Here is a 20593-nt window from a genome sequence, read left to right on the forward strand (position 1 = left end):
ATATGGCCGAACATAACGACATAGGAAAAAAAGGAGAAGATACCGCGGTAGATTTTCTACAGAAAGAAGGGTATCAGATAATTGAACGTAATTGGATAAACGAAAAATACGAAATTGATATTATTGCCCGTAACGAAGAGTATATCGTTTTTGTAGAAGTAAAAACAAGAAGTTCTGATAGGTGGGGTAATCCAGAAGAGGCAGTTTCTAATAACAAAATAAAAAGAATAGTGGCCGCTGCCGATTTCTACCTCAAAAAATACGACATAGATATGCCAGCCCGTTTTGACATAATTTCGGCTATATGGACTGGAAAAACTTTTAAAATAGAGCATATCGACGATGCTTTTTTAGCACCTATAAATTAGTCATTATGAATATAGAAGAAGTTCGCGAAGCTTGTCTTTCCATCAAAGGAGCAACCGAGAGTTTTCCTTTTGGAGAAGATACATTGGTGTATAAAGTAATGGATAAGATGTTTGCATACATGGGGCTAGAATCTCGGGATGGTGAATTTTGGCTAAGTCTGAAATGCGACCCGGAAAAAGCCATTGATCTACGCGAATTATATACCGGAATTAGACCTGGATATCATTCAAACAAAAAATATTGGAACACAATTGTCATAGAAAGTGATGTTCCCGATAGAATGATTTTAGAACTCATTCAGCATTCAGTAGATGAAGTAATAAAAAAACTACCTAAGACAAAACAAGCAGAGTATAACAATCAACTTAACGGCTACTAAAACGAAAATGCCTCCAATAATACACCTCATAGAAACCGATTCTACAAATAACTATATTAAAAACCTTTTGGTAGAAGAAACCATAGAAGAAGGGACTATTGTATATACAAATTTCCAAACCGCTGGTAAAGGACAAAGAGGAAACAGTTGGGAATCGGAGAAAGAGAAAAACTTATCATTCAGTATTGTTCTTTACCCCAAAAGAATAAAGGCTAACGAGCAATTCATCTTATCGCAAATAGTTTCACTTGCAATTGCTGATTATATAAGATTTAGGATCGACAATATACACATCGATGATATTACGATAAAATGGCCAAATGACATATATTGGCAAGACAAGAAATTATGTGGTATATTAATTGAAAGCACATTGATAAATGATAAAATAGATGTCTCTGTTATAGGTATCGGAATCAATATAAACCAAACTGAATTTAGGAGCAATGCTCCAAATCCTATTTCACTGAAGCAAATAACAGGACAGAATTATGATATTCAATATCTGATACAAGATATACAAGATTATATACTTGATTATTATACAAGACTACAACAACATAGAGCAGAACTTGCTCTACAATATAAAAATATCCTTTTTCGCAACAATGGTTATCATTTATACAATGATGGAAAAGCCAATTTTACGGCTAGGATAAAAGATATCAAACCTTCCGGAATACTGGTACTAGAAACTAAAGATGGAGAAGAAAGATGTTTTGCTTTCAAAGAAGTAAAATATATCCTCTCTTAACTTCTCCTAGAAATAAGTACTTATTAAGAATTTAGACTTTTTTATCCTGGAAAAGTTTTGAATATGCATATTTATGTATATTTTTGCATCAAAATTGCATATTCATACATAAATGACTAAAAAATATAGACATAAAATAATAAAAGAAATATTGGCTGAAGTAAATGTCAGTAGTCAAGACATGCTTCTTAAGATACTTACAGAAAAAGGGTTTGCACTTACACAAGCTACTCTTTCGCGTGACATTAAAGAACTTCAGATAATCAAATTACCAACATCTCAGGGCGGATATATTTATCAAATGTCAGGTGGATTAAACAGCAATCAAAGTGACATGTCTCATCTCTCGGCCATTGGATTTGTCAATATCGAATTTTCGGGACAACTGGCCGTGATGAAAACCCGCCCCGGATATGCTATGGCCATTGCCAGCGAAATAGACAGTAAAGCATCGGAATATATATTAGGTACAGTAGCGGGTGACGACACAATATTACTGATTCCAAGAGAAAATATAAGCAGAGAGCAAGTTATTGCTTCCCTTTCTACATTTATACAAAACATCCAATAGTAAGTAACAATGAATAATATAGACGAACTTGTATTAAAACAGCCAATGGAGCAGCAAGATCAACTGACAATACAAATAGCTAATGAAAGCCATTTAGAATATGTACAAACCATCTTAGACACTATAGAAGCCGCCGCTAAAGTACGTGGTACCGGTATTGCAAAAAGAAGCCCTGAATATCTGGAGCTGAAGATGAAAGAAGGCAAAGCAATCATAGCGCTCATGGGTAAAGAGTTTGCAGGTTTTTGTTACATAGAGTCATGGGGGAACAAACAATTTGTAGCCAACTCGGGACTTATCGTTGTAGAAAAATTCAGACAGCACGGCTTAGCTAAGAAAGTAAAGCAATATGCATTTTCTCTCGCCAGAGCGATGTTTCCCGATGCAAAAGTATTCGGCTTAACATCCGGTGCTGCTGTAATGAAAATAAATACAGAATTAGGTTATGTACCTGTTACATTCGCTCAATTGACGGATGACGAATCATTCTGGCGTGGTTGCCAGGGGTGTGTCAACTACGATATACTTACTCGCACCGACAGAAAATACTGTATCTGTACTGCCATGCTTTTCGATCCGGAAAAGCAGAAAGAAAAGAAAGAAATAAAAAACTTAATAAAAGACCTAAAAAAGCAATTGAAATGAAGAAGAAAGTTGTCTTGGCATTTAGTGGAGGATTAGATACATCGTTTTGTGCAAAATACTTATCAGCTGATCTGGGCTATGAAGTATACACAGCAATAGCAAATACAGGAGGATTTTCTCCTGAAGAACTCAAAGTTGTAGAAGAAAAAGCATATAAGCTTGGCGCAGCAAAACATGTTAGCCTTGATATTACACAAGAATATTACGAAAAAAGCATCAAATATATGATCTTCGGAAATGTACTTCGTAATGGTACATATCCCATTTCAGTAAGCTCGGAACGTATTTTTCAAGCGATTGCCATTATCAATTATGCAAAAGAAATCGGAGCCGATGCCGTTGCTCATGGTAGCACTGGAGCAGGAAACGATCAGGTGCGTTTCGATCTCACTTTTGATGTGCTAGCACCGGGGATTGAAATCATTACTCCTACCCGCGATATGCTCCTTACACGTGAATATGAAATCAACTATCTGAAAGAGCATGGATATGTTGCTGATTTCACAAAAATGGAATATTCAATAAATAAAGGTCTTTGGGGTACAAGCATCGGAGGCAAAGAGACATTGAAATCGGAACAAACGCTGCCGGAAAATGCTTATCCATCTCAATTGACAAAACATGAATCGGAAGTTTTGACTCTCGACTTCGAACAAGGTGAAATAGTCGCTGTAAACGGTGAGAAGTATGCAGACAAAGTAACGGCTATTCAGAAGATAGAAGAAATTACCTCTGCGTATGCTATCGGACGCGATATGCACATCGGTGATACAATTATAGGGATCAAGGGGCGTGTAGGATTTGAAGCTGCTGCACCATTGGTTATCATCAATGCACATAAAATGTTGGAAAAACATACACTAACCAAATGGCAACAATACTGGAAAGATCAAGTCGGAAACTGGTATGGCATGTTCCTCCACGAAGCTCAATATTTGGAACCTGTTATGCGGGACATAGAAGCAATGCTTTCAAGCTCTCAACAAAACGTAACCGGACGTGTAAGCATCAGATTACAACCATATCATTATACACTTATTGGCGTAGAAAGTGACTTCGACTTAATGAAAGCAGATTTTGGAGAGTACGGAGAAGTTAATAAAGCCTGGACATCTGATGATGCTAAAGGGTTTACTAAAATATATGCTATTCCTACTAAAATATTCCATAGTGTTCAGAAGAAAAACGGAAAAGAATAATACATATATTTTCCAATTATCTATATAAATAGTCATAAAAGAATGGCTTAGCAGATAAAAGTAACAGTAACAAAACGCAAATAAACTGTTACTTTTGTCACTTTTTAGTTAAATATACTAGTCAGGTAAATTTTATAAAGTATTTTTATGGAAAACAAATTGATGTTTTCTCTATAAGTTAAGAACCATAAAGATACATTTCTAAGAATTCCCGAAATAATAAATAATATGATAAGAGCAGGAATTATAGGTGGAGCCGGTTATACTGCCGGAGAACTAATTAGAATATTAATAAATCATCCGAATGTAGATTTGGTATTTGTAAATAGCACTAGTAATGCCGGAAATAAACTCACAGATGTACATTCCGGATTATTGGGTGAAACTGAAATCAGCTTTACCGATCAACTACCTTACGACAAAATAGATGTTTTATTTTTCTGTACAGCACATGGAGATACAAAGAAATTCTTAGAAGCTAACGAAGTGTCAAAACATCTAAAAATAATTGATCTATCAACAGACTATCGCCACAAAGCTGAAGGTAATAATTTCATTTATGGATTGCCGGAGTTGAATAAAGAAGAAATTAAAAAGGCCTCATACATCGCTAATCCCGGTTGTTTTGCAACTGCAATACAGTTAGCTCTACTTCCTATGGCCAAGGCGGGTCTATTAAATAGCGAAATACATGTAAACGCTATAACCGGCTCAACTGGTGCTGGTGTAAAATCCTCTGCAACATCCCATTATAGTTGGAGAGAAAATAATATATCTGTATATAAAGCATTCGAACATCAACATTTGGCCGAGATCCGTCAATCTTTAGAAAAGCTATATCCTGATTTTGATGAAGATATAAACTTTATACCTGTTAGAGGTAATTTTACACGGGGTATTTTTGTGTCTAGTTATCTTGAGTATAATGATTCTATTGATGAAGCTTACAAGCTGTATCAGGAATTTTATAAAGACAGTCCGTTTGTTATAATTTCCGAAAAAAATATAGACTTGAAACAAGTTGTAAATACAAACAAATGTATTCTGCATTTAGAAAAACACGGAAATAAGTTACTTATTCTTTCATGCATCGACAATCTTGTAAAAGGAGCTTCGGGACAGGCTGTACACAATATGAACCTAATCTTCGATCTAGAAGAAACAACAGGATTAAGATTAAAAGCCAGTGCATTTTAACTTATCTCCAAACACGATCATATGAACATAACTTTTGCTACAACATTCCCTTCAATAGATATTAAATACTGGTCTGGAACAGTTTTTTTCATGGCTAAAAACCTAGAAAAAAAAGCATCGGTGGACTACATCACTAATATGGAAGATGTGAATCCCCTATCTCTCAAATTGAAAAGGCGATTATTTAATCGTAATAAAGTCTACTATACCGATAGGTCTCCTGAGGTAGGAAAAGGTTATGCAAAAGAGATAATAAAAAGGATGTCTTCTTCCTCAGATATAGTATTTTCGCCAAGTTCCATCCCATTAACCTATCTTGATGTAAAGCAGCCAAAAGTATTTTACACAGATTCTACCTTTTCGTCTATGATCGGATATTATAATTGGTTCGACAATGCTTGTTCCAGATATATCAAAGAAGGAATTAAAGCCGAACGCAAATCGCTAGAAAACTGTAACTTGGCCATCTATTCTTCACACTGGGCTGCTGAGAGTGCTATAAACGACTATGGAATAAATCCTCAAAAAGTTAAAGTGGTTCCTTTTGGAGCAAATATTCACAGAAGTTTATTATTAGATGATATAAAAGATATAATAAAAAAACGAGATCCACAAATATGTAAAATTCTTTTTCTTGGTGTAGAATGGCAACGAAAAGGCGCAGACATTGTTGTTGAAGCGGTGAAGATCTTAAATGATATGGGATTACCGACAGAATTGCATATGGTGGGTCTTCCCGAACTTCCGATAAATGAAATCCCACCTTATATCAAGAATCATGGATTTATAAGTAAAGCTACAAATGACGGACTAAAAAAGATAGAGGACTTGATTCAATCTAGTCATTTTTTATTTGTACCATCCAGAGCAGAAGCTTATGGCGTAGTATTTAGTGAAGCTATGTCGTTGGGTGTCCCTTGTATATCTGCCAAAACAGGAGGAATTCCTTCTATTGTAAAAAACGAGCTAAATGGAATAATCCTCGATTTAGATGCCAAACCAAGAGAATATGCAAAAAACATATACAATACATATTCAGATAAAAATTATTACAATAAATTATCTTTATCTGCATTCAATGACTTTGAAACCCGACTCAACTGGGATGTCGCCATGGATACCATAATTAAATATATGAAAGGATTATAATATGAAGTTTGAAGTTGACTCGCAAACCTTAAAAGACTTGGAAATCTTTGATACAGTCAAAGACGGTACATCTGTTTTTAGTCTATTCAATTTTACCCAATGTCATGGTGGTAGAAGAGTGCTTTATAACTTTCTGTCAAATCCGCTGACCGACATAGATACAATCACCGAACGAACAGATACAATTGCTTTCTTTCAGAAATATCATCCGGATGGTCTGAGGGTAGATAAGAATTCTTTAGATTTTGCCGAATACTACCTCAGGCATAATGATTTTCCACCGCGCACGCCATCCTGGTTTACGGCAATCGAACGAATGATAAGTGATCGAATAAGCGCTAATGCTGAATATTATTTTGTAAAGAAAGGCGTGGAGTCAATTGTCGATTTAATAAAATCGATCAACAAATTCTTTCATATAATTACTCAAATATCTGATAAAAATAAACTCCCTAGGCTTTTAGAAAAAAATAATGAAGAGCTATCAAAAATACTCTCTAAAGGAGAATATGCTGATGTATTGAAGTTAAATACTATCAGAGCTTATGATACGTCTACTTTAGACTATATGTTTCGTAAAACACATAAGAAAGATATTTCCTTTTTTTTGGAACTTATATATGAATATGATGCTTTCTTATCTGTAGCAAAAGCAGCTATAAAACACAACTTTAGCTATGCTAAAATTGTACCTGATTCGGAGAATTGTTTTGATATAAAAGGCTTGTATCATCCATTTGTGACTAATGCTATAGCAAACGATGTAAAATTTGAACAAGCATCCAACCTCCTATTCATCTCCGGCCCCAATATGGCAGGAAAATCAACTTTTCTAAAAGCAATGGGGCTAGCTATTTATTTGGCCCATATAGGATTTCCTGTTCCGGCTTCAGTCATGAGGTTAAGTGTATTATCCGGACTATGTACTGCTATAAATATTTCCGACAACTTAAATTCGGGATATAGTCATTTCTATGCCGAAGTAATGAGGATAAAAAATGTTGCCTACAAACTGAAAACAAATAAGAATATGCTGGTTATATTCGACGAATTATTCAGAGGTACAAATGTAAAAGATGCTTACGATGGAACATTGGCTGTCGTATCAGCTTTTACCGATATAAAAAGTTCCTTCTTTGTTATATCATCTCACATTGTTGAGGTCACTAAAGAATTACAGGAAAATAAAAGTATCGAATTTGCTCATTTCGAAATCTTAGAAGAAAACGGGCATCCCCAATATACATATAAATTAAAAGAAGGTATATCGGATGTAAGATTGGGTATGTATATAATAAATAAAGAAAATCTGATAGAAATAATAAACGATATAAATAAAGAAAACTAAAATGAAACTATTTGACGTATTCCCTCTATTTAACCTAAATATAGTAAAAGGTGAAGGCTGCTATGTATATGATGATAAAGGGGATGAATATCTAGATCTATACGGTGGCCATGCTGTCATTTCGGTAGGACATACACATCCTTATTATGTAGAAAAAATAACTGATCAATTAAATAAAATTGGGTTTTACTCCAATTCTGTAATAAATGAGCTTCAACAAGAAGTTGCACAAAAACTAGGGGAACAATGCGGTTATCCTGATTACTTCCTATTTCTTATCAATTCAGGAGCAGAAGCAAATGAAAATGCAATAAAACTGGCATCATTTCACAATGGACGTAAAAAAGTTTTAGCATTCAAAAAAGCATTTCACGGACGGACATCTGTAACTGTTGCCACCACAGATATTCCGGCCTATTCTGCACCTGTAAACGAAAATACGAACGTAACCTTTGTTCCGTTCAACGACATCAATCTTGTAAAAAAAGAACTAGAAACAAAAGAATATTGCTCTGTAATTATTGAAGGAATACAAGGAGTTGCCGGCATACAAATACCGGATGACGAGTTCATGAAACAACTTCGTAAGGTATGTACCGAAACCGGAACGATCCTCATTCTTGATGAAATACAATCGGGATACGGACGTAGCGGAAAATTCTTTGCCCATCAATATACAGGAATAGAAGCCGATATCATTACGGTTGCGAAAGGAATAGGAAACGGTTTTCCTATGGCTGGTGTCTTGATTAATCCTATGTTCAAAGCTGTATACGGACAGTTAGGTACAACCTTTGGAGGCAACCATCTGGCTTGTACTGCAGCTATTGCTGTTTTGGATATAATGAAAGAAGAAAGATTAATTGAAAACTCATACAAAGTTGGAGAATTCCTGATAGATGAACTCAGAAAATTCCCTCAGATAAAAGAAGTCAGAGGCCGCGGTTTAATGATAGGTATGGAATTTGACAAACCTATTAAAGAAAAACGGAGCAAACTGTTGTACGAAGAAAAAGTCTTCACTGGAGCTACCGGAACAAATGTATTTCGCTTATTGCCTCCACTTTGCCTGACAATAGAACAAGCAAAAGTATTTCTGGAAAGATTCAAAAAAGTTTTATAATAGAGGGGAGTCTACCTCTCCTCTTATTTTATTGAGGAGGAGCAAGATAATAAAAAGGCCAGAGTGGAATATTTCTTAAAATAAAGAACAAAATAACTGATATAAGAAGGCTGTATCCAAAAGTTGATGAGAATACAAAGCTCGTTAGATATTGCTCTTGTTTCAATATATAAACCCTTACAGCCATATAATAAAAGTAAGTAAGAAAAGGCAAAGCGACAAGAAAGAAGATATTATAGCGAAAGGCATTTAATATATCGCCATGAAGGAGTAAATGCAAGGCGCGCTGCCCGCCACATCCGGGACATTCCAATCCGGTAATTTCTCGAAAGCTACAAAGTGCATTATCTCCTGTCATATTATAAAACAGATAATAGACAAGGACAATGGCAAAGGGAAATAAAATCGACAGCAGAAGTAACAGATATTTCTTCATAAAAGAGAGGAAGGTAATTCCGATGAAATTACCTTCCCATTTATAATAGATATAAAACTTTCAGGATTAACGATATGCTTCCATCATTGTTTCATACTGTTCCATAATAGCAGCAATACCACCGGCCATAACAATAGAAATTATGATCCAAACGATAGAAAGAACAACAGTACCTATAGCTATTAATGACAGTAATTTAGCATTCTTTGCTGAACTTTCTGCTCCTGCATAATCGCCCGCAAAATATTTTGAATCTACCTGTGTAGAGAAAACAATAGCTATAATACCGAGAATTACCCCAACACAGCTTACCCAACCACAACAGGTAATTAAACTTACTATTGTTGCAATAATTGCTAGAGCTAGATTATTATTAGGTTTTTCCGGTTTCACTTCGCTATCCCATGCATTAGTTTGTTGAGCAGGATCTTGATAACTTGGATTGTCTAATTCTGTCATAATAGTATATGATTTTAAAGATTGTTAATAGAATTCAAATATATAGAAAAATATAATATGCAGAAAGAAAAATTAGTTATAACTTCGTTGCCGCTCCAAATAATGCTTAGTCATGAATAAAAGACATGTTCTATACATCTTTATAACTATCACCTTGACAGCCATTCTTTGTGGAGGGCTATATATAGGTTTTACCAACGGATATATCCGCATGAACTATCCATCATTCGAGAATTATCCGGTGCAAGGCATTGATGTTTCTCACCATCAACAGAAAATAAATTGGGGTAAACTGGATAAAAAGGCTGTTCAGTTCGCATTCTTAAAAGCTACTGAAGGAGGAAATCATAAAGATTCCATGTTTCAAGAAAACTGGAGAGAAGCCATCCATCATAATATTCCTGTTGCGGCCTATCATTTTTTCACCTTTTGTAAAGATGGAGAGGAACAAGCCCGCAACTATATCCATTATGTTCCTAAAGACAGCATTGATCTTCCGCCTATTATCGATCTTGAATATGGGGGAAACTGTGCAATTGAAAATCGTAAAGAAGACTTAATCTCTGAAATAGAAAAATATTTCGAAATTATCGAGGACCACTATCAGAGAAAGGTTATAATTTACACAACGAACGAGTTTTATAAGAACTATTTGATAAATCAATTCCCGGAAAATCCCATATGGATACGTGATATACTATCCGAGCCTAACCTCCCTGATGGGCGCAATTGGATGTTTTGGCAATTTACAAACAAAGGAAAACTCGAAGGTATCAATACCCCTGTCGACTTAAATGCTTTTAATGGAAGTAGAGAGGAATTTGAGAAACTACTAATAATTAAGGAGGAGCAATAAATCGAATCTTGTTTATTATTTTCTAAATCCTTTATCTATACTTTAAATCGAAGGTATTCTCATATTAAGAACTAAAAATAATTTCTCTCTAGAAACAGTAATAAACCCGATTTTACTATTCATTAAATAAAAAGATAGCAAAACGCTTGTTTTATTCAAAAAATTATTACTTTTGCATCTATAATCATAACAAAGGTTATTAGAATGAAGAACTTTTCTTATACATACTTTTTCTTTTTTTACTTTTACTTTTTTAGAAGGTAGAACAGGATTTTGTATGAGAAAATTGAAAGTTAAGTAAAACAATCAGATATATAGAATCCTGTCAAGTATGACAGGATTTTTTTTTGAGAATAACATAACAACATGAAAAAAGTAGCCATACAAGGAGGATTAGGAGCATATCACGGTATTGCAGCAGAGAATTTCTTTGGGGAAGAAGTAGAAATAGTACCATGTATCACATTCAGGGATATCTTTTCTACTATAAGGAAAGATCCCAACACAATAGGTATAATGGCTATAGAAAACACTATTGCCGGAAGCCTACTTTGTAACTACGAATTGTTAAAAGAAAGCAAACTTCCTATCGCCGGAGAGTATAAGCAACGTATATCACACTGTATCGCTGCGCTACCCGGACAATCAATCCATGAGATAAAAGAAGTACAATCTCATCCCATTGCTTTGATGCAATGCACCAGCTACTTAGACACATTACCGGGTATTAAAATAGTTGAGCATGAAGATACGGCACTTGCAGCAAAAGATATTGCGGAAAAACAATTGACTGCTACCGCTGCAATATGTAGTGTTAGAGCTGCCGAAATTTATGGACTTAATATACTGGCGAGAGGAATTGAAACGAACAAGCACAATTTTACTCGCTTTCTTGTTTTTGGAAATAAGTGGATCACACAAGAGATTCAGATAGACGAGGTTTTGAACAAATCATCGATTGTATTTACCACACCTCACGATGAAGGAAGTTTGTCTAAAGTTCTCTCTGTATTTTCTTTTTATGGTATCAATCTGACCAAAATCCAGTCGCTGCCTATTATTGGACGCGAATGGGAATATCAGTTTTATGTAGATCTTACATTTTCAGACCTAGAACGCTATCATCAATCTTTAGATGCAATTCGCCCTCTCACTAGCGGACTTCAGATACTGGGAGAATATCCCGAAGGCAGACAAAGTGAATTATAACATCGCTAAACAATTAATCCGAAATCTTTAAATATATGAATATAATTCCGGCAGATCGCCTCAATACTTTTAGTGAATATTACTTCTCTACCAAATTGAAAGAAGTAGCTGAAATGAACGCCGCAGGCAAGAATGTTATTAGTTTGGGTATCGGTAGCCCCGACCTGCCTCCTTCTGAAGAAACTGTTATAGCCTTAAATGAATCGGCCTCAAAAAGCGATACACATGGCTACCAACCGCACGTGGGTATTCCCGAATTAAGAAAAGCATTTACAGACTGGTATGCAAGATGGTATGGAGTTAAGCTTGATTCGGCAAAAGAAGTACAGCCATTAATAGGATCTAAAGAAGGTATTCTACATATATCACTTGCATTTCTAAATCCGGGAGATGGAGTATTAGTCCCTAACCCAGGCTATCCTACCTATACATCGGTAAGCAAACTGGTAGGTGCGACAATTCAATCTTATAATCTGGATGAAAATAATGATTGGCAACCGGACTTTGAGGCTCTTGAAAAGATGGATCTATCCAAAACTAAATTAATGTGGGTAAACTACCCGAATATGCCAACCGGAGCAAATGGCTCTTTAGAACTGTTCAGAAAGTTGGTTGACTTCGGGAAAAAGCATAATATTGTCATAGCACACGATAATCCTTATAGCCTTATCTTAAATGAAAGCCCAATCAGCATATTGCAAATCGAAGGAGCGAAAGATATTTGCGTCGAACTCAATTCGATGAGTAAATCCCACAACATGCCGGGATGGAGAATTGGAATGGTAGCATCTAATCCTCAATTCATTCAATGGATATTAAAAGTATTAAGTAACATAGAAAGTGGTATTTTAAAACCAATGCAATTAGCGACTGTTGCTGCACTTAACAATTCGGATGAGTGGCACAAAAAGAATAACATTGAACTATATGCCAGCCGTCGTCAATATGCAGAAAATATAATGACTCAGCTTGGTTGCACTTTTGATAAGAGCCAGGTAGGTATGTTTCTTTGGGGTAGGATACCTGATCATTACAAGAATAGTGAAGAGCTTGCCGATAAGATATTATATGATGCAAATGTATTTCTTACACCCGGATTCATTTTTGGAGATAAAGGAGATAGATATATTCGCATATCACTTTGCTGCAACGAAGAAATGTTGAGAGAAGCATTACAAAGAATAAAAAAGATACAATCTTGAAATACAAACTTATGGAAATGGTAAACTACGACACATTACTAGAGAAGCATGCAGGTATCGCTTTTGAGAAACAATACAATCTGGCTGAGATAATCGGTGAAAATAACTGGGAGATAGATATGAGTACCGGACTTATATATTTCGGTGACGAACTCAAGTTCCCGATGCAGATACTAGGCTCCTATTCTTTCGATTCGGGAACATGGCTATGGGCATGGGCAAATGAAGCCTCTAATATTCCTGACAGCCTACTTATAGAGACAAACAGGCTAAAAGAAATAGGAGAAACCTATAATATTGAGTTCCTTACTATGCCTGAATATAACATGGAACCAACTGATGTCCATGCACTCGGATTAATTGCATCGGGTGAATTTAATTCGAGCGCTTATTATGCAGGAAACTATGGCAACGGTATCCTATTGCTTACGTTGAAAGATGAATCGATAGAGAATGTACCTTATAATGAGCAATTACGCATATTAAGCATATATCCGGAAATAATTTCAAACTTCGCTATAAACCACAGAAGAACGTTTAAGAACTATCTGGATTCTAAAGGATATAGCATACAAGAAGAAGGAAATAAGCTAACAACGAATAAAGGAGAAGGCCTGATATCAGCTGAATTCGATGACATGGACCGATTAGTCAAAATAAATGGAGAAGCAAAATAATAACAAAATATAATCATAAAACCCAATAAAGATGAAACTAGATTCAATTTTACTACCGGGCATAGACCCTAAACGTCCTTTGGTTATAGCAGGCCCTTGCAGTGCCGAAACCGAAGATCAGGTAATGAATGCAGCAAAGCAACTATCAGCCAATGGCATTAAGATATTACGTGCAGGCATATGGAAACCCCGTACCAAGCCGGGAGGATTTGAAGGTGTTGGAAGCGAAGGCCTTGCTTGGCTAAAGAAAGTAAAACAGGAAACAGGCATGTATGTATCGACTGAAGTCGCTACACAGAAGCATGTTTATGAAGCATTGAAATATGGTGTGGATGTACTTTGGATCGGTGCTCGTACAACTGCTAACCCTTTTGCTGTACAGGAGATCGCAGAAGCGCTACAAGGTGTAGACATTCCAGTATTAGTAAAGAACCCTGTAAACCCAGATCTTGAGTTATGGATAGGAGCTTTAGAACGCCTGAGCAATGTAGGGTTAACTAAGCTTGGTGCCATTCACCGCGGATTTAGCTCGTATGATAAGAAGATTTATCGGAATCTTCCTCAATGGCATATACCTATCGAATTGAAACGCCGCTATCCTGATCTTCCAATCATTTGTGACCCTAGTCATATTGGAGGAAAACGTGATCTAATTCAACCGCTTTCGCAACAGGCTATGGATCTTAACTTCGATGGATTGATAATAGAGAGCCATTGCGATCCTGATAATGCTTGGAGTGATGCTTCACAACAAATTACCCCTATCAGATTGAATGAAATCTTAGATGGATTGATCATCCGTGATAGCAAACAATCCACAGAAGACTTATCTGCCCTACGCAGACAAATAGATGAACTGGATGATCAGCTATTGGAATTACTTGCAAAGCGTATGCGTATTTCATGCGAAATAGGTACTTTCAAGAAGGAGCACAATATGACCATCGTACAAACAGACCGTTATGACGAAATACTTCACAAACGCATAGCTCAAGCAGAAGGGATGGGTATGAACCCGGAGTTTATGCGAGTAGTATTAGAAGCAATACACGAAGAGTCTGTCAGAAAACAAATAGATATATTAAATAAGTAAAACCTACTTATACATATAAAAACAGGATGCTAAAATAGCTTAGCATCCTGTTTTTTATATATCAACCTGATAATAATCACCAAATATCGGCACGTTTTTCCTTCGGAATAAACAATGAATCTTTTTCGGTTATATTGAATGCTTCATACCAAGCATTTATATGAGGTAATGTACCGTTCACGCGCCACTTACCAAGTGAGTGTGGATCAATTTTAGTGAGGCGAAGTACTTCTTCATCACGTATATTTCCGGCCCATACTCCTGCATAAGAAAGAAAGAAACGCTGAGCCGGTGTAAATCCATCAATTTGATCTCCTGTCTTGGCTTGTTCTGTCTTCTCAAAAGCATTGTAAGCTATTTGCAGACCTCCAAAATCTCCTATATTCTCACCTAATGTAAATTCTCCATTAGCAAATACATTTGGAAGCACCTCTATTTTATTAAAGTGTTGAACCAAAACTTGAGCTCGTTCGGTAAACTTCTTCGAATCATCAGCAGTCCACCAATTTGCAAGATTACCGTCTTTATCATATTGACTACCCTGATCATCAAAACCATGAGACATCTCGTGACCGATAACAACACCAATAGCACCATAGTTTACAGCATCATCAGCATCAAGGTAGAAGAAAGGAGGCTGTAAAATACCGGCAGGGAAGCATATCTCGTTAGTAGTTGGGTTATAATAAGCATTTACCATTTGCGGAGGCATATGCCATTCTGATTTGTCGACCGGTTTACCTATTTTATTGATCATCTCTGTATAGTCGAATTCACTTGCTCTAACAATGTTAGCCCAATAAGAATCTTTCTTTATCTCAAGTGTCGAGTAATCTTTCCATTTGTCAGGATAACCGATTTTGACTGTAAATGCATTTAGCTTTTCTTGAGCTTTTTCTTTTGTCACATCACTCATCCAAGAAAGATTATTTATACGTTCTCCCAATGTTTCCTGTAGATTCTTCACTAACTTAATCATTCTATCTTTAGCCTCGGCGGGAAAATATTTAGCTACATACATCTGCCCTACAGCTTCACTTAAAGCTCCATCAACTGTCCTTACAGTACGTTTCCATCTTGGTTGTAATACTTTACGTCCGGTTAGTTGCTTTCCATAGAAATCGAAATTAGCATCAACAAATTCATCGCTCAGATAAGAAGCGGCACTATTTATCACACACCATGAAAGATATGCTTTGGACTCATCCAAAGGTAAGGTCTGTATCAGTTTTACAGCAGTAGTTATCGGTTTCACCTGAGAAACATTTAGTTCTGTAAACCCTTTGGCACCCGCAGCATCAAAGAATGCAGTCCAATCAAAGTTGCCAACAGACTTATTAAGGTCTTCAACTTTCATTTTATGATAGTTCAATTCAGGTTTGCGAGTATCTTCTTTTTTGAAATGATCTTGAGCCAAGGCTGTTTCTATCTTAAGAACTGCATCAGCAGCCTTTATTCCTTCAGCTTCGCTATACCCGGCATTTACGAATTGTACTTTAATCAGATTTTGGTATCCTTTGCGAAGAGCAATAGACGTAGAATCCTGAGCAACATAATAATCGCGCTCTCCCAATCCTAGTCCTCCCTGATACAACTGTACAAGGTTCATGGAGCTATTCTTATCGTCAGCACCAACATACAAGCCAAAGAAAGGAGAATTTGCATATCTTCTTATTTCCCCGGCCAGTCTGATTATATCGGCAACATTAGTAGCACTTTTAATCGCATCTAATTCTGAAGCTATTGGTTTTGCTCCTTCCGAATTTAGGGTTACGCTATCCATCCCCATAGCGAACAAGTCTCCTATTTTTTGCTCAATAGAACCCTCTTTATGAGTCGTCTTGCCTAAATCTTCAATAATTTCCTTCACTTGCTCCTGATTCTTCTCCGCTAATTGGTCGAAAGAGCCATAACGCGCATATTCATCCTTTATCGGATTGGCTTTTGCCCACCCTCCAGTGGCATATTGATAAAAATCGTTACCCAGGATAGCCGTTGTATCCAAATTAGCAATGTCGAAATTTTTCACCTCTTCTGTTTTTTCTGTATTTGTTTTATCCTTGCAACTAAATGTAGCAAAAGCAAATACTGCAATTGGTAAATAGTAAATTCTTCTCATACGTAAACTCTTATTTATTCTATAATTGTTCTGATCTTTTCTATCCAAATAGTATAGCCATCTTCGTTCAAATGTAGACCGTCACCGGTATATTTCGCATTCAGCTTTCGCTTCGAGATAAGAAAAGAGGGGTATAAATTTATAAAAACTATATTCTCTTCTTTACAAAATCTATGAATATCTTTATTTAAACGTTCGATCTGCTTTTCTTTATTCAACAACCTCTTGTATCTATTATTCTCATTATTGATAGGTAATAAGCTTTGTACAAAAATTTCAGTTGTAGGAGAGCCTGCTTTCACCTGATATATGATTGATTTAATCCCAATCATTATCTTTTCGTTTGATCTGCCTAACGAAATATCATTAATTCCGGTCAAAATAAAAAGCTTACTTGGCTTGGCTTCTATAATTTCATGTAAACGGCCAAGGATACCTAACGTGTTATCGCCTGCAATCCCTCTGTTTGCAGGTTTCTGTATAGGAAAATACTCATCCCACTTACCTCCTTGGGTCAAACTATTACCGAGAAAAACAATCTGCCCTTGCTTCAACGGATTGTTTCTAAAATAAGCCATTCGGTCGATATAAGTCTGGTTTTCGAGTATATTCTCATCTATTTCCTGCCCCATAACATGTAATGAAAGTAACATGTATATCAATAATATAATTTTGAACTTCATATCTCAATTTGTAAAAAAAGGTGACAAAAGTTACACTTTTAGATTGTTTTTAATATACTGTATACCATCTACCTGAAGCAAACACACTTACTTTGACTATAGATAAAAGCAATGATTTCTAATAACATTTACTAAATATTATCGTTCATATTACTCAGCTCTATAGTTAGTTCTTCCCATTTGCTCATATCGCTTTCCAACTCTTTTGTGAGTAAACCGTGTTTCTCGAAAAGAGAAGTATCGGAAGCCCCTTCAGGTGTGGCAAGTTTATTCTCTATTTCGGCAATTTCAGTCTCCTTATTTTCGATTACCTTCTCTACATCTGCAATTTGTTTTTCAATTCGCTTTATCTGCCGACTTAACTCCTTCCGCTCTTCATACGTAAGTTTATTAACCGATTCTTGCTCTGTTACTTTTTCCTGAACCTGATTCTTCTGAGGTGTATTTGTTGACACTTCTAATTCTTTGAGGCTATCCATTTTCTTTTTCTCAAGAAATTCATATATGCCGCCAAGATGTTCTTTAACTTGCTGATTACCGAATTCATAAACCTTATCGACCAGCCCATTCAAAAAATCACGGTCATGGGAAACAACAATTACTGTACCTTCAAACTCTCTCAAAGCATCTTTCAAAACATCTTTCGACTTCATATCAAGATGATTTGTTGGCTCGTCAAGAATAAGCAAATTCACAGGTTCCAGTAATAAACGAATCATGGCCAAACGGCTACGCTCTCCTCCCGATAGTACTTTTACCTTTTTGTCGGAGGCTTCTCCGCCAAACATGAAAGCTCCGAGTATATCACGTATTTTCGTACGGATATCGCCTACTGCAACATAATCGATGGTTTCGAAAACCGTCTTCTCTTCATCCAGCAACTGAGCCTGATTCTGAGCAAAGTAACCAATCTTCACATTATGTCCTAATTCCAATTTTCCTTTAAAATCGGTTTCGTCCATAATACATTTAACCAAGGTGGACTTACCCTCCCCGTTTTTACCGACAAATGCTACTTTATCTCCTCTATTGATAGTTAGTGTAACATTCTTAAATATAAGATGTTCCCCATAACTTTTCTCAACATCTTCTATTATTACAGGATAAGAGCCCGAACGTGGAGCCGGAGGAAACTTCAAGTTCAACATAGCATTGTCTTCGTCGTCCACTTCTAATCTTTCCAACTTATCTAATTGTTTTATACGAGATTGTACCTGTACGGCTTTAGTTGCCTTATAACGAAAACGCTCTATAAACTCTTCCGTTTTTTGTATTTGTTTTTGCTGATTCTCAAAAGCCCGCATTTGCTGTTCCCTATGCTCTTTTCGTAGCTCTACATATTTCGAATAAGCCACTTTATAATCATATATCCGCCCCAAAGAGATTTCAATGGTACGTTGGGTAACTGCATCCAGAAAAGCCTTGTCGTGCGAAACCAATACTACGGCATTTGCACGTGTGGCAAGAAAGTTTTCGAGCCATTGGATCGATTCTATATCCAGATGGTTGGTAGGCTCATCGAGTAATAACACATCGGGGCGTTGCAATAATAATTTCGCCAATTCGATGCGCATACGCCACCCCCCGCTAAATTCGCTGGTAGGACGTTCAAAGTCTTTGCGACTAAAGCCCAATCCAGTTAACGTCTTTTCTATTTCGGCCTGAAAGTTGTTGCCTCCCGACATAAGAAATTGCTCGTGGAGATGAGTCGATTTTTCTATGAGGTTATGATATGCATCCGATTCATAATCTGTCCTTTCGGTGAGCTGTTTGTTCACTTCGTTCAACTCAGCTTCCATTTTTTGAATATGTTCAAAAGCTAATGAAGCTTCCTCAAAGACAGTATTACCTTCTTTGAGTGTCATGTGCTGCGGCAAATAGCCGATAGTTATATCTTTAGGATATGAAATATTGCCACGAGTAGGAGCTTGCAACCCTGCAAACGTTTTGAGCATAGTGCTTTTTCCAGCACCATTCTTTCCTACTAAAGCAATCCGTTCCTTTTTATTTACGACAAAGGATATGTCATCAAAGAGTGTAAATCCACCGAATTCGACCGTCAGGCCTTCTACTGAAATCACAATTAATTACGTTTTTAAATATATGCAAAAGTAGGGAATTTTAAGTGAAAGCCGATATTTATTCTTCTATTTCTACTTTCTTATTAAGTGTCGAAAAACTCCAATTGTACTTCTTATAAAGGAATAAAATAAGGATTAAACCAAATATAACCAGTGAGATCAATTCTTTATACGGATTCATTTCCTGTATACTAAATACAGCGTCTGTCTGAAAAGTCGAAGCGGCATGCGTGGTAAACAAACTAATAAACACATTATTTGCGGCATGTATTCCAATAGCCAATTCTATTCCATCGTCGAGAATACTTATTAATCCGAACATCATACCCATAAGTATATACTGAGGCATCATAATCCAGAAGCCAAATTCCTTTACCTCAGGATTAGCAACATGCAAAAGTCCGAAAATAACGGAAGGTATAATCATTACCATCCACCTATTTTTAGTTAAGGCTCCAATGCCTTGAGCAAAATATCCTCTCATAGCCAATTCTTCGAAGCTAGATTGTAGAGGAATCATAAGTAATGATATAAATACTAACGGTATAAATGAGATTATATCAAATTGACAAACAAAGTTTGACGGATCGATGATATAGTCTATAATCAAACTCACAGCCAGAATAGCAGCCCACATTCCTGCTCCGACAAAAACCCTTCTCCATCGAACATTTTTTGTTCCATTAATGATCTCCTGCCATGTCCGATGATGGAAAAGTTTTACAAACAGAAAAAGAATAAAAACACCTAAAACAAGTGGTAACATGATCAGGAATAAAACCACATTCGATGATATGCCAATTGATGAGAAAGCAGATATATCGGAAAAATTAGCTAATTCAATTAAATTTCCGCCACTTTGTATAAGTTTATAAATAAGGACGATATACAATGGTATTGATCCGACAAGGCTAGCTAGAAAGAAAGAGATTATCAATACAACAATATATTTCCAAAACTGATTACCTGGTGTTAAAGCTTTTTCTAAATGTTTCATTTTGTAGTATTTGAATTTATATATACATATATGTCGTAAAGGCTCTA

The 20593-nt window shown here is 36.1% G+C and carries 21 protein-coding genes; 15 read left to right on the forward strand and 6 right to left on the reverse strand.

Annotation, left to right across the window (positions count from 1 at the left end; genetic code table 11):
• Positions 1-2: 2 nt before the first annotated feature.
• The 10 genes from JGH11_RS05055 to JGH11_RS05100 all read left to right on the forward strand — a co-directional run bounded on the left by JGH11_RS05055 (position 3) and on the right by JGH11_RS05100 (position 8734).
• Positions 3-368 (forward strand): YraN family protein, encoded by a 366-nt coding sequence (locus tag JGH11_RS05055; protein WP_201110483.1) that lies wholly within the window; start codon positions 3-5, stop codon positions 366-368.
• A gap of 5 nt (positions 369-373) precedes the next feature.
• Positions 374-748, forward strand: a complete 375-nt coding sequence (locus tag JGH11_RS05060) for an MmcQ/YjbR family DNA-binding protein (protein WP_201110484.1) — start codon at positions 374-376, stop codon at positions 746-748.
• Between the two features lie 7 nt (positions 749-755).
• On the forward strand, positions 756-1502 hold the full coding sequence (locus JGH11_RS05065) for a biotin--[acetyl-CoA-carboxylase] ligase (RefSeq protein ID WP_201110485.1): 747 nt from the start codon (positions 756-758) through the stop codon (positions 1500-1502).
• Positions 1503-1614: 112 nt separating this feature from the next.
• Positions 1615-2073 (forward strand): arginine repressor, encoded by a 459-nt coding sequence (locus JGH11_RS05070; protein WP_201110486.1) that lies wholly within the window; start codon positions 1615-1617, stop codon positions 2071-2073.
• A gap of 45 nt (positions 2074-2118) precedes the next feature.
• Positions 2119-2718 (forward strand): GNAT family N-acetyltransferase, encoded by a 600-nt coding sequence (locus JGH11_RS05075; RefSeq protein ID WP_201110509.1) that lies wholly within the window; start codon positions 2119-2121, stop codon positions 2716-2718.
• A complete protein-coding gene (gene argG, locus JGH11_RS05080; protein WP_201110487.1) occupies positions 2715-3917 on the forward strand; it encodes an argininosuccinate synthase in 1203 nt (400 codons plus the stop codon). Before JGH11_RS05075 ends, argG begins: the two co-directional genes overlap by 4 nt.
• Positions 3918-4145: 228 nt before the next feature.
• The gene (argC, locus tag JGH11_RS05085) at positions 4146-5114 is read left to right on the forward strand and encodes an N-acetyl-gamma-glutamyl-phosphate reductase (RefSeq protein WP_201110488.1); all 969 of its coding nucleotides are present in this window, start codon (positions 4146-4148) and stop codon (positions 5112-5114) included.
• Positions 5115-5135: 21 nt separating this feature from the next.
• Complete coding sequence (locus JGH11_RS05090; RefSeq protein ID WP_201110489.1) at positions 5136-6263, forward strand: glycosyltransferase family 4 protein; 1128 nt, start codon at positions 5136-5138, stop codon at positions 6261-6263.
• A gap of 1 nt (position 6264) precedes the next feature.
• Positions 6265-7611, forward strand: coding sequence for a hypothetical protein (locus tag JGH11_RS05095; RefSeq protein ID WP_201110490.1), 1347 nt, complete (start codon positions 6265-6267; stop codon positions 7609-7611).
• Between the two features lies 1 nt (position 7612).
• The gene (locus JGH11_RS05100) at positions 7613-8734 is read left to right on the forward strand and encodes an aspartate aminotransferase family protein (protein WP_201110491.1); all 1122 of its coding nucleotides are present in this window, start codon (positions 7613-7615) and stop codon (positions 8732-8734) included.
• 28 nt (positions 8735-8762) lie between these two features.
• On the opposite strand, the gene JGH11_RS05105 is transcribed toward JGH11_RS05100, so the two are convergent.
• Both JGH11_RS05105 and JGH11_RS05110 read right to left on the reverse strand, forming a co-directional pair.
• Positions 8763-9170 carry a DUF2752 domain-containing protein gene (locus JGH11_RS05105; protein WP_201110492.1) on the reverse strand — a complete coding sequence of 136 codons (408 nt, stop codon included), beginning with the start codon at positions 9168-9170 and terminating at the stop codon, positions 8763-8765.
• A 66-nt stretch (positions 9171-9236) separates the two neighbouring features.
• The gene (locus tag JGH11_RS05110; protein WP_201110493.1) at positions 9237-9629 is read right to left on the reverse strand and encodes a CD225/dispanin family protein; all 393 of its coding nucleotides are present in this window, start codon (positions 9627-9629) and stop codon (positions 9237-9239) included.
• A gap of 112 nt (positions 9630-9741) precedes the next feature.
• On the opposite strand from JGH11_RS05110, the gene JGH11_RS05115 reads away from it, so the two are divergent.
• The 5 genes from JGH11_RS05115 (at position 9742) to JGH11_RS05135 (ending at position 14666) form a co-directional block, all read left to right on the forward strand.
• Positions 9742-10485, forward strand: a complete 744-nt coding sequence (locus tag JGH11_RS05115) for a GH25 family lysozyme (RefSeq protein ID WP_201110494.1) — start codon at positions 9742-9744, stop codon at positions 10483-10485.
• 366 nt (positions 10486-10851) lie between these two features.
• A complete protein-coding gene (locus JGH11_RS05120) occupies positions 10852-11694 on the forward strand; it encodes a prephenate dehydratase (protein WP_201110495.1) in 843 nt (280 codons plus the stop codon).
• A gap of 35 nt (positions 11695-11729) precedes the next feature.
• The gene (locus JGH11_RS05125; protein WP_201110496.1) at positions 11730-12896 is read left to right on the forward strand and encodes a pyridoxal phosphate-dependent aminotransferase; all 1167 of its coding nucleotides are present in this window, start codon (positions 11730-11732) and stop codon (positions 12894-12896) included.
• The gene (locus JGH11_RS05130; protein WP_201110497.1) at positions 12893-13573 is read left to right on the forward strand and encodes a DUF6882 domain-containing protein; all 681 of its coding nucleotides are present in this window, start codon (positions 12893-12895) and stop codon (positions 13571-13573) included. The genes JGH11_RS05125 and JGH11_RS05130 overlap by 4 nt, the downstream gene beginning before the upstream one ends.
• A gap of 25 nt (positions 13574-13598) precedes the next feature.
• Positions 13599-14666, forward strand: a complete 1068-nt coding sequence (locus JGH11_RS05135) for a chorismate mutase (protein WP_370567563.1) — start codon at positions 13599-13601, stop codon at positions 14664-14666.
• A gap of 76 nt (positions 14667-14742) precedes the next feature.
• Here JGH11_RS05135 and JGH11_RS05140 read toward each other — a convergent pair whose 3' ends face one another.
• The 4 genes from JGH11_RS05140 to JGH11_RS05155 form a co-directional block, all read right to left on the reverse strand.
• Positions 14743-16785, reverse strand: coding sequence for a M13 family metallopeptidase (locus JGH11_RS05140; RefSeq protein ID WP_201110499.1), 2043 nt, complete (start codon positions 16783-16785; stop codon positions 14743-14745).
• Between the two features lie 14 nt (positions 16786-16799).
• Positions 16800-17468, reverse strand: a complete 669-nt coding sequence (locus JGH11_RS05145) for a GDSL-type esterase/lipase family protein (RefSeq protein ID WP_236263865.1) — start codon at positions 17466-17468, stop codon at positions 16800-16802.
• Positions 17469-17599: 131 nt separating this feature from the next.
• Complete coding sequence (locus JGH11_RS05150) at positions 17600-19549, reverse strand: ABC-F family ATP-binding cassette domain-containing protein (RefSeq protein ID WP_201110500.1); 1950 nt, start codon at positions 19547-19549, stop codon at positions 17600-17602.
• Positions 19550-19607: 58 nt separating this feature from the next.
• A complete protein-coding gene (locus JGH11_RS05155) occupies positions 19608-20546 on the reverse strand; it encodes a CPBP family intramembrane glutamic endopeptidase (protein ID WP_201110501.1) in 939 nt (312 codons plus the stop codon).
• Positions 20547-20593 lie beyond the last annotated feature (47 nt).

The sequence above is a fragment of the Dysgonomonas sp. Marseille-P4677 genome, from assembly GCF_016652235.1.
Taxonomy (GTDB): Bacteria; Bacteroidota; Bacteroidia; order Bacteroidales; family Dysgonomonadaceae; genus Dysgonomonas.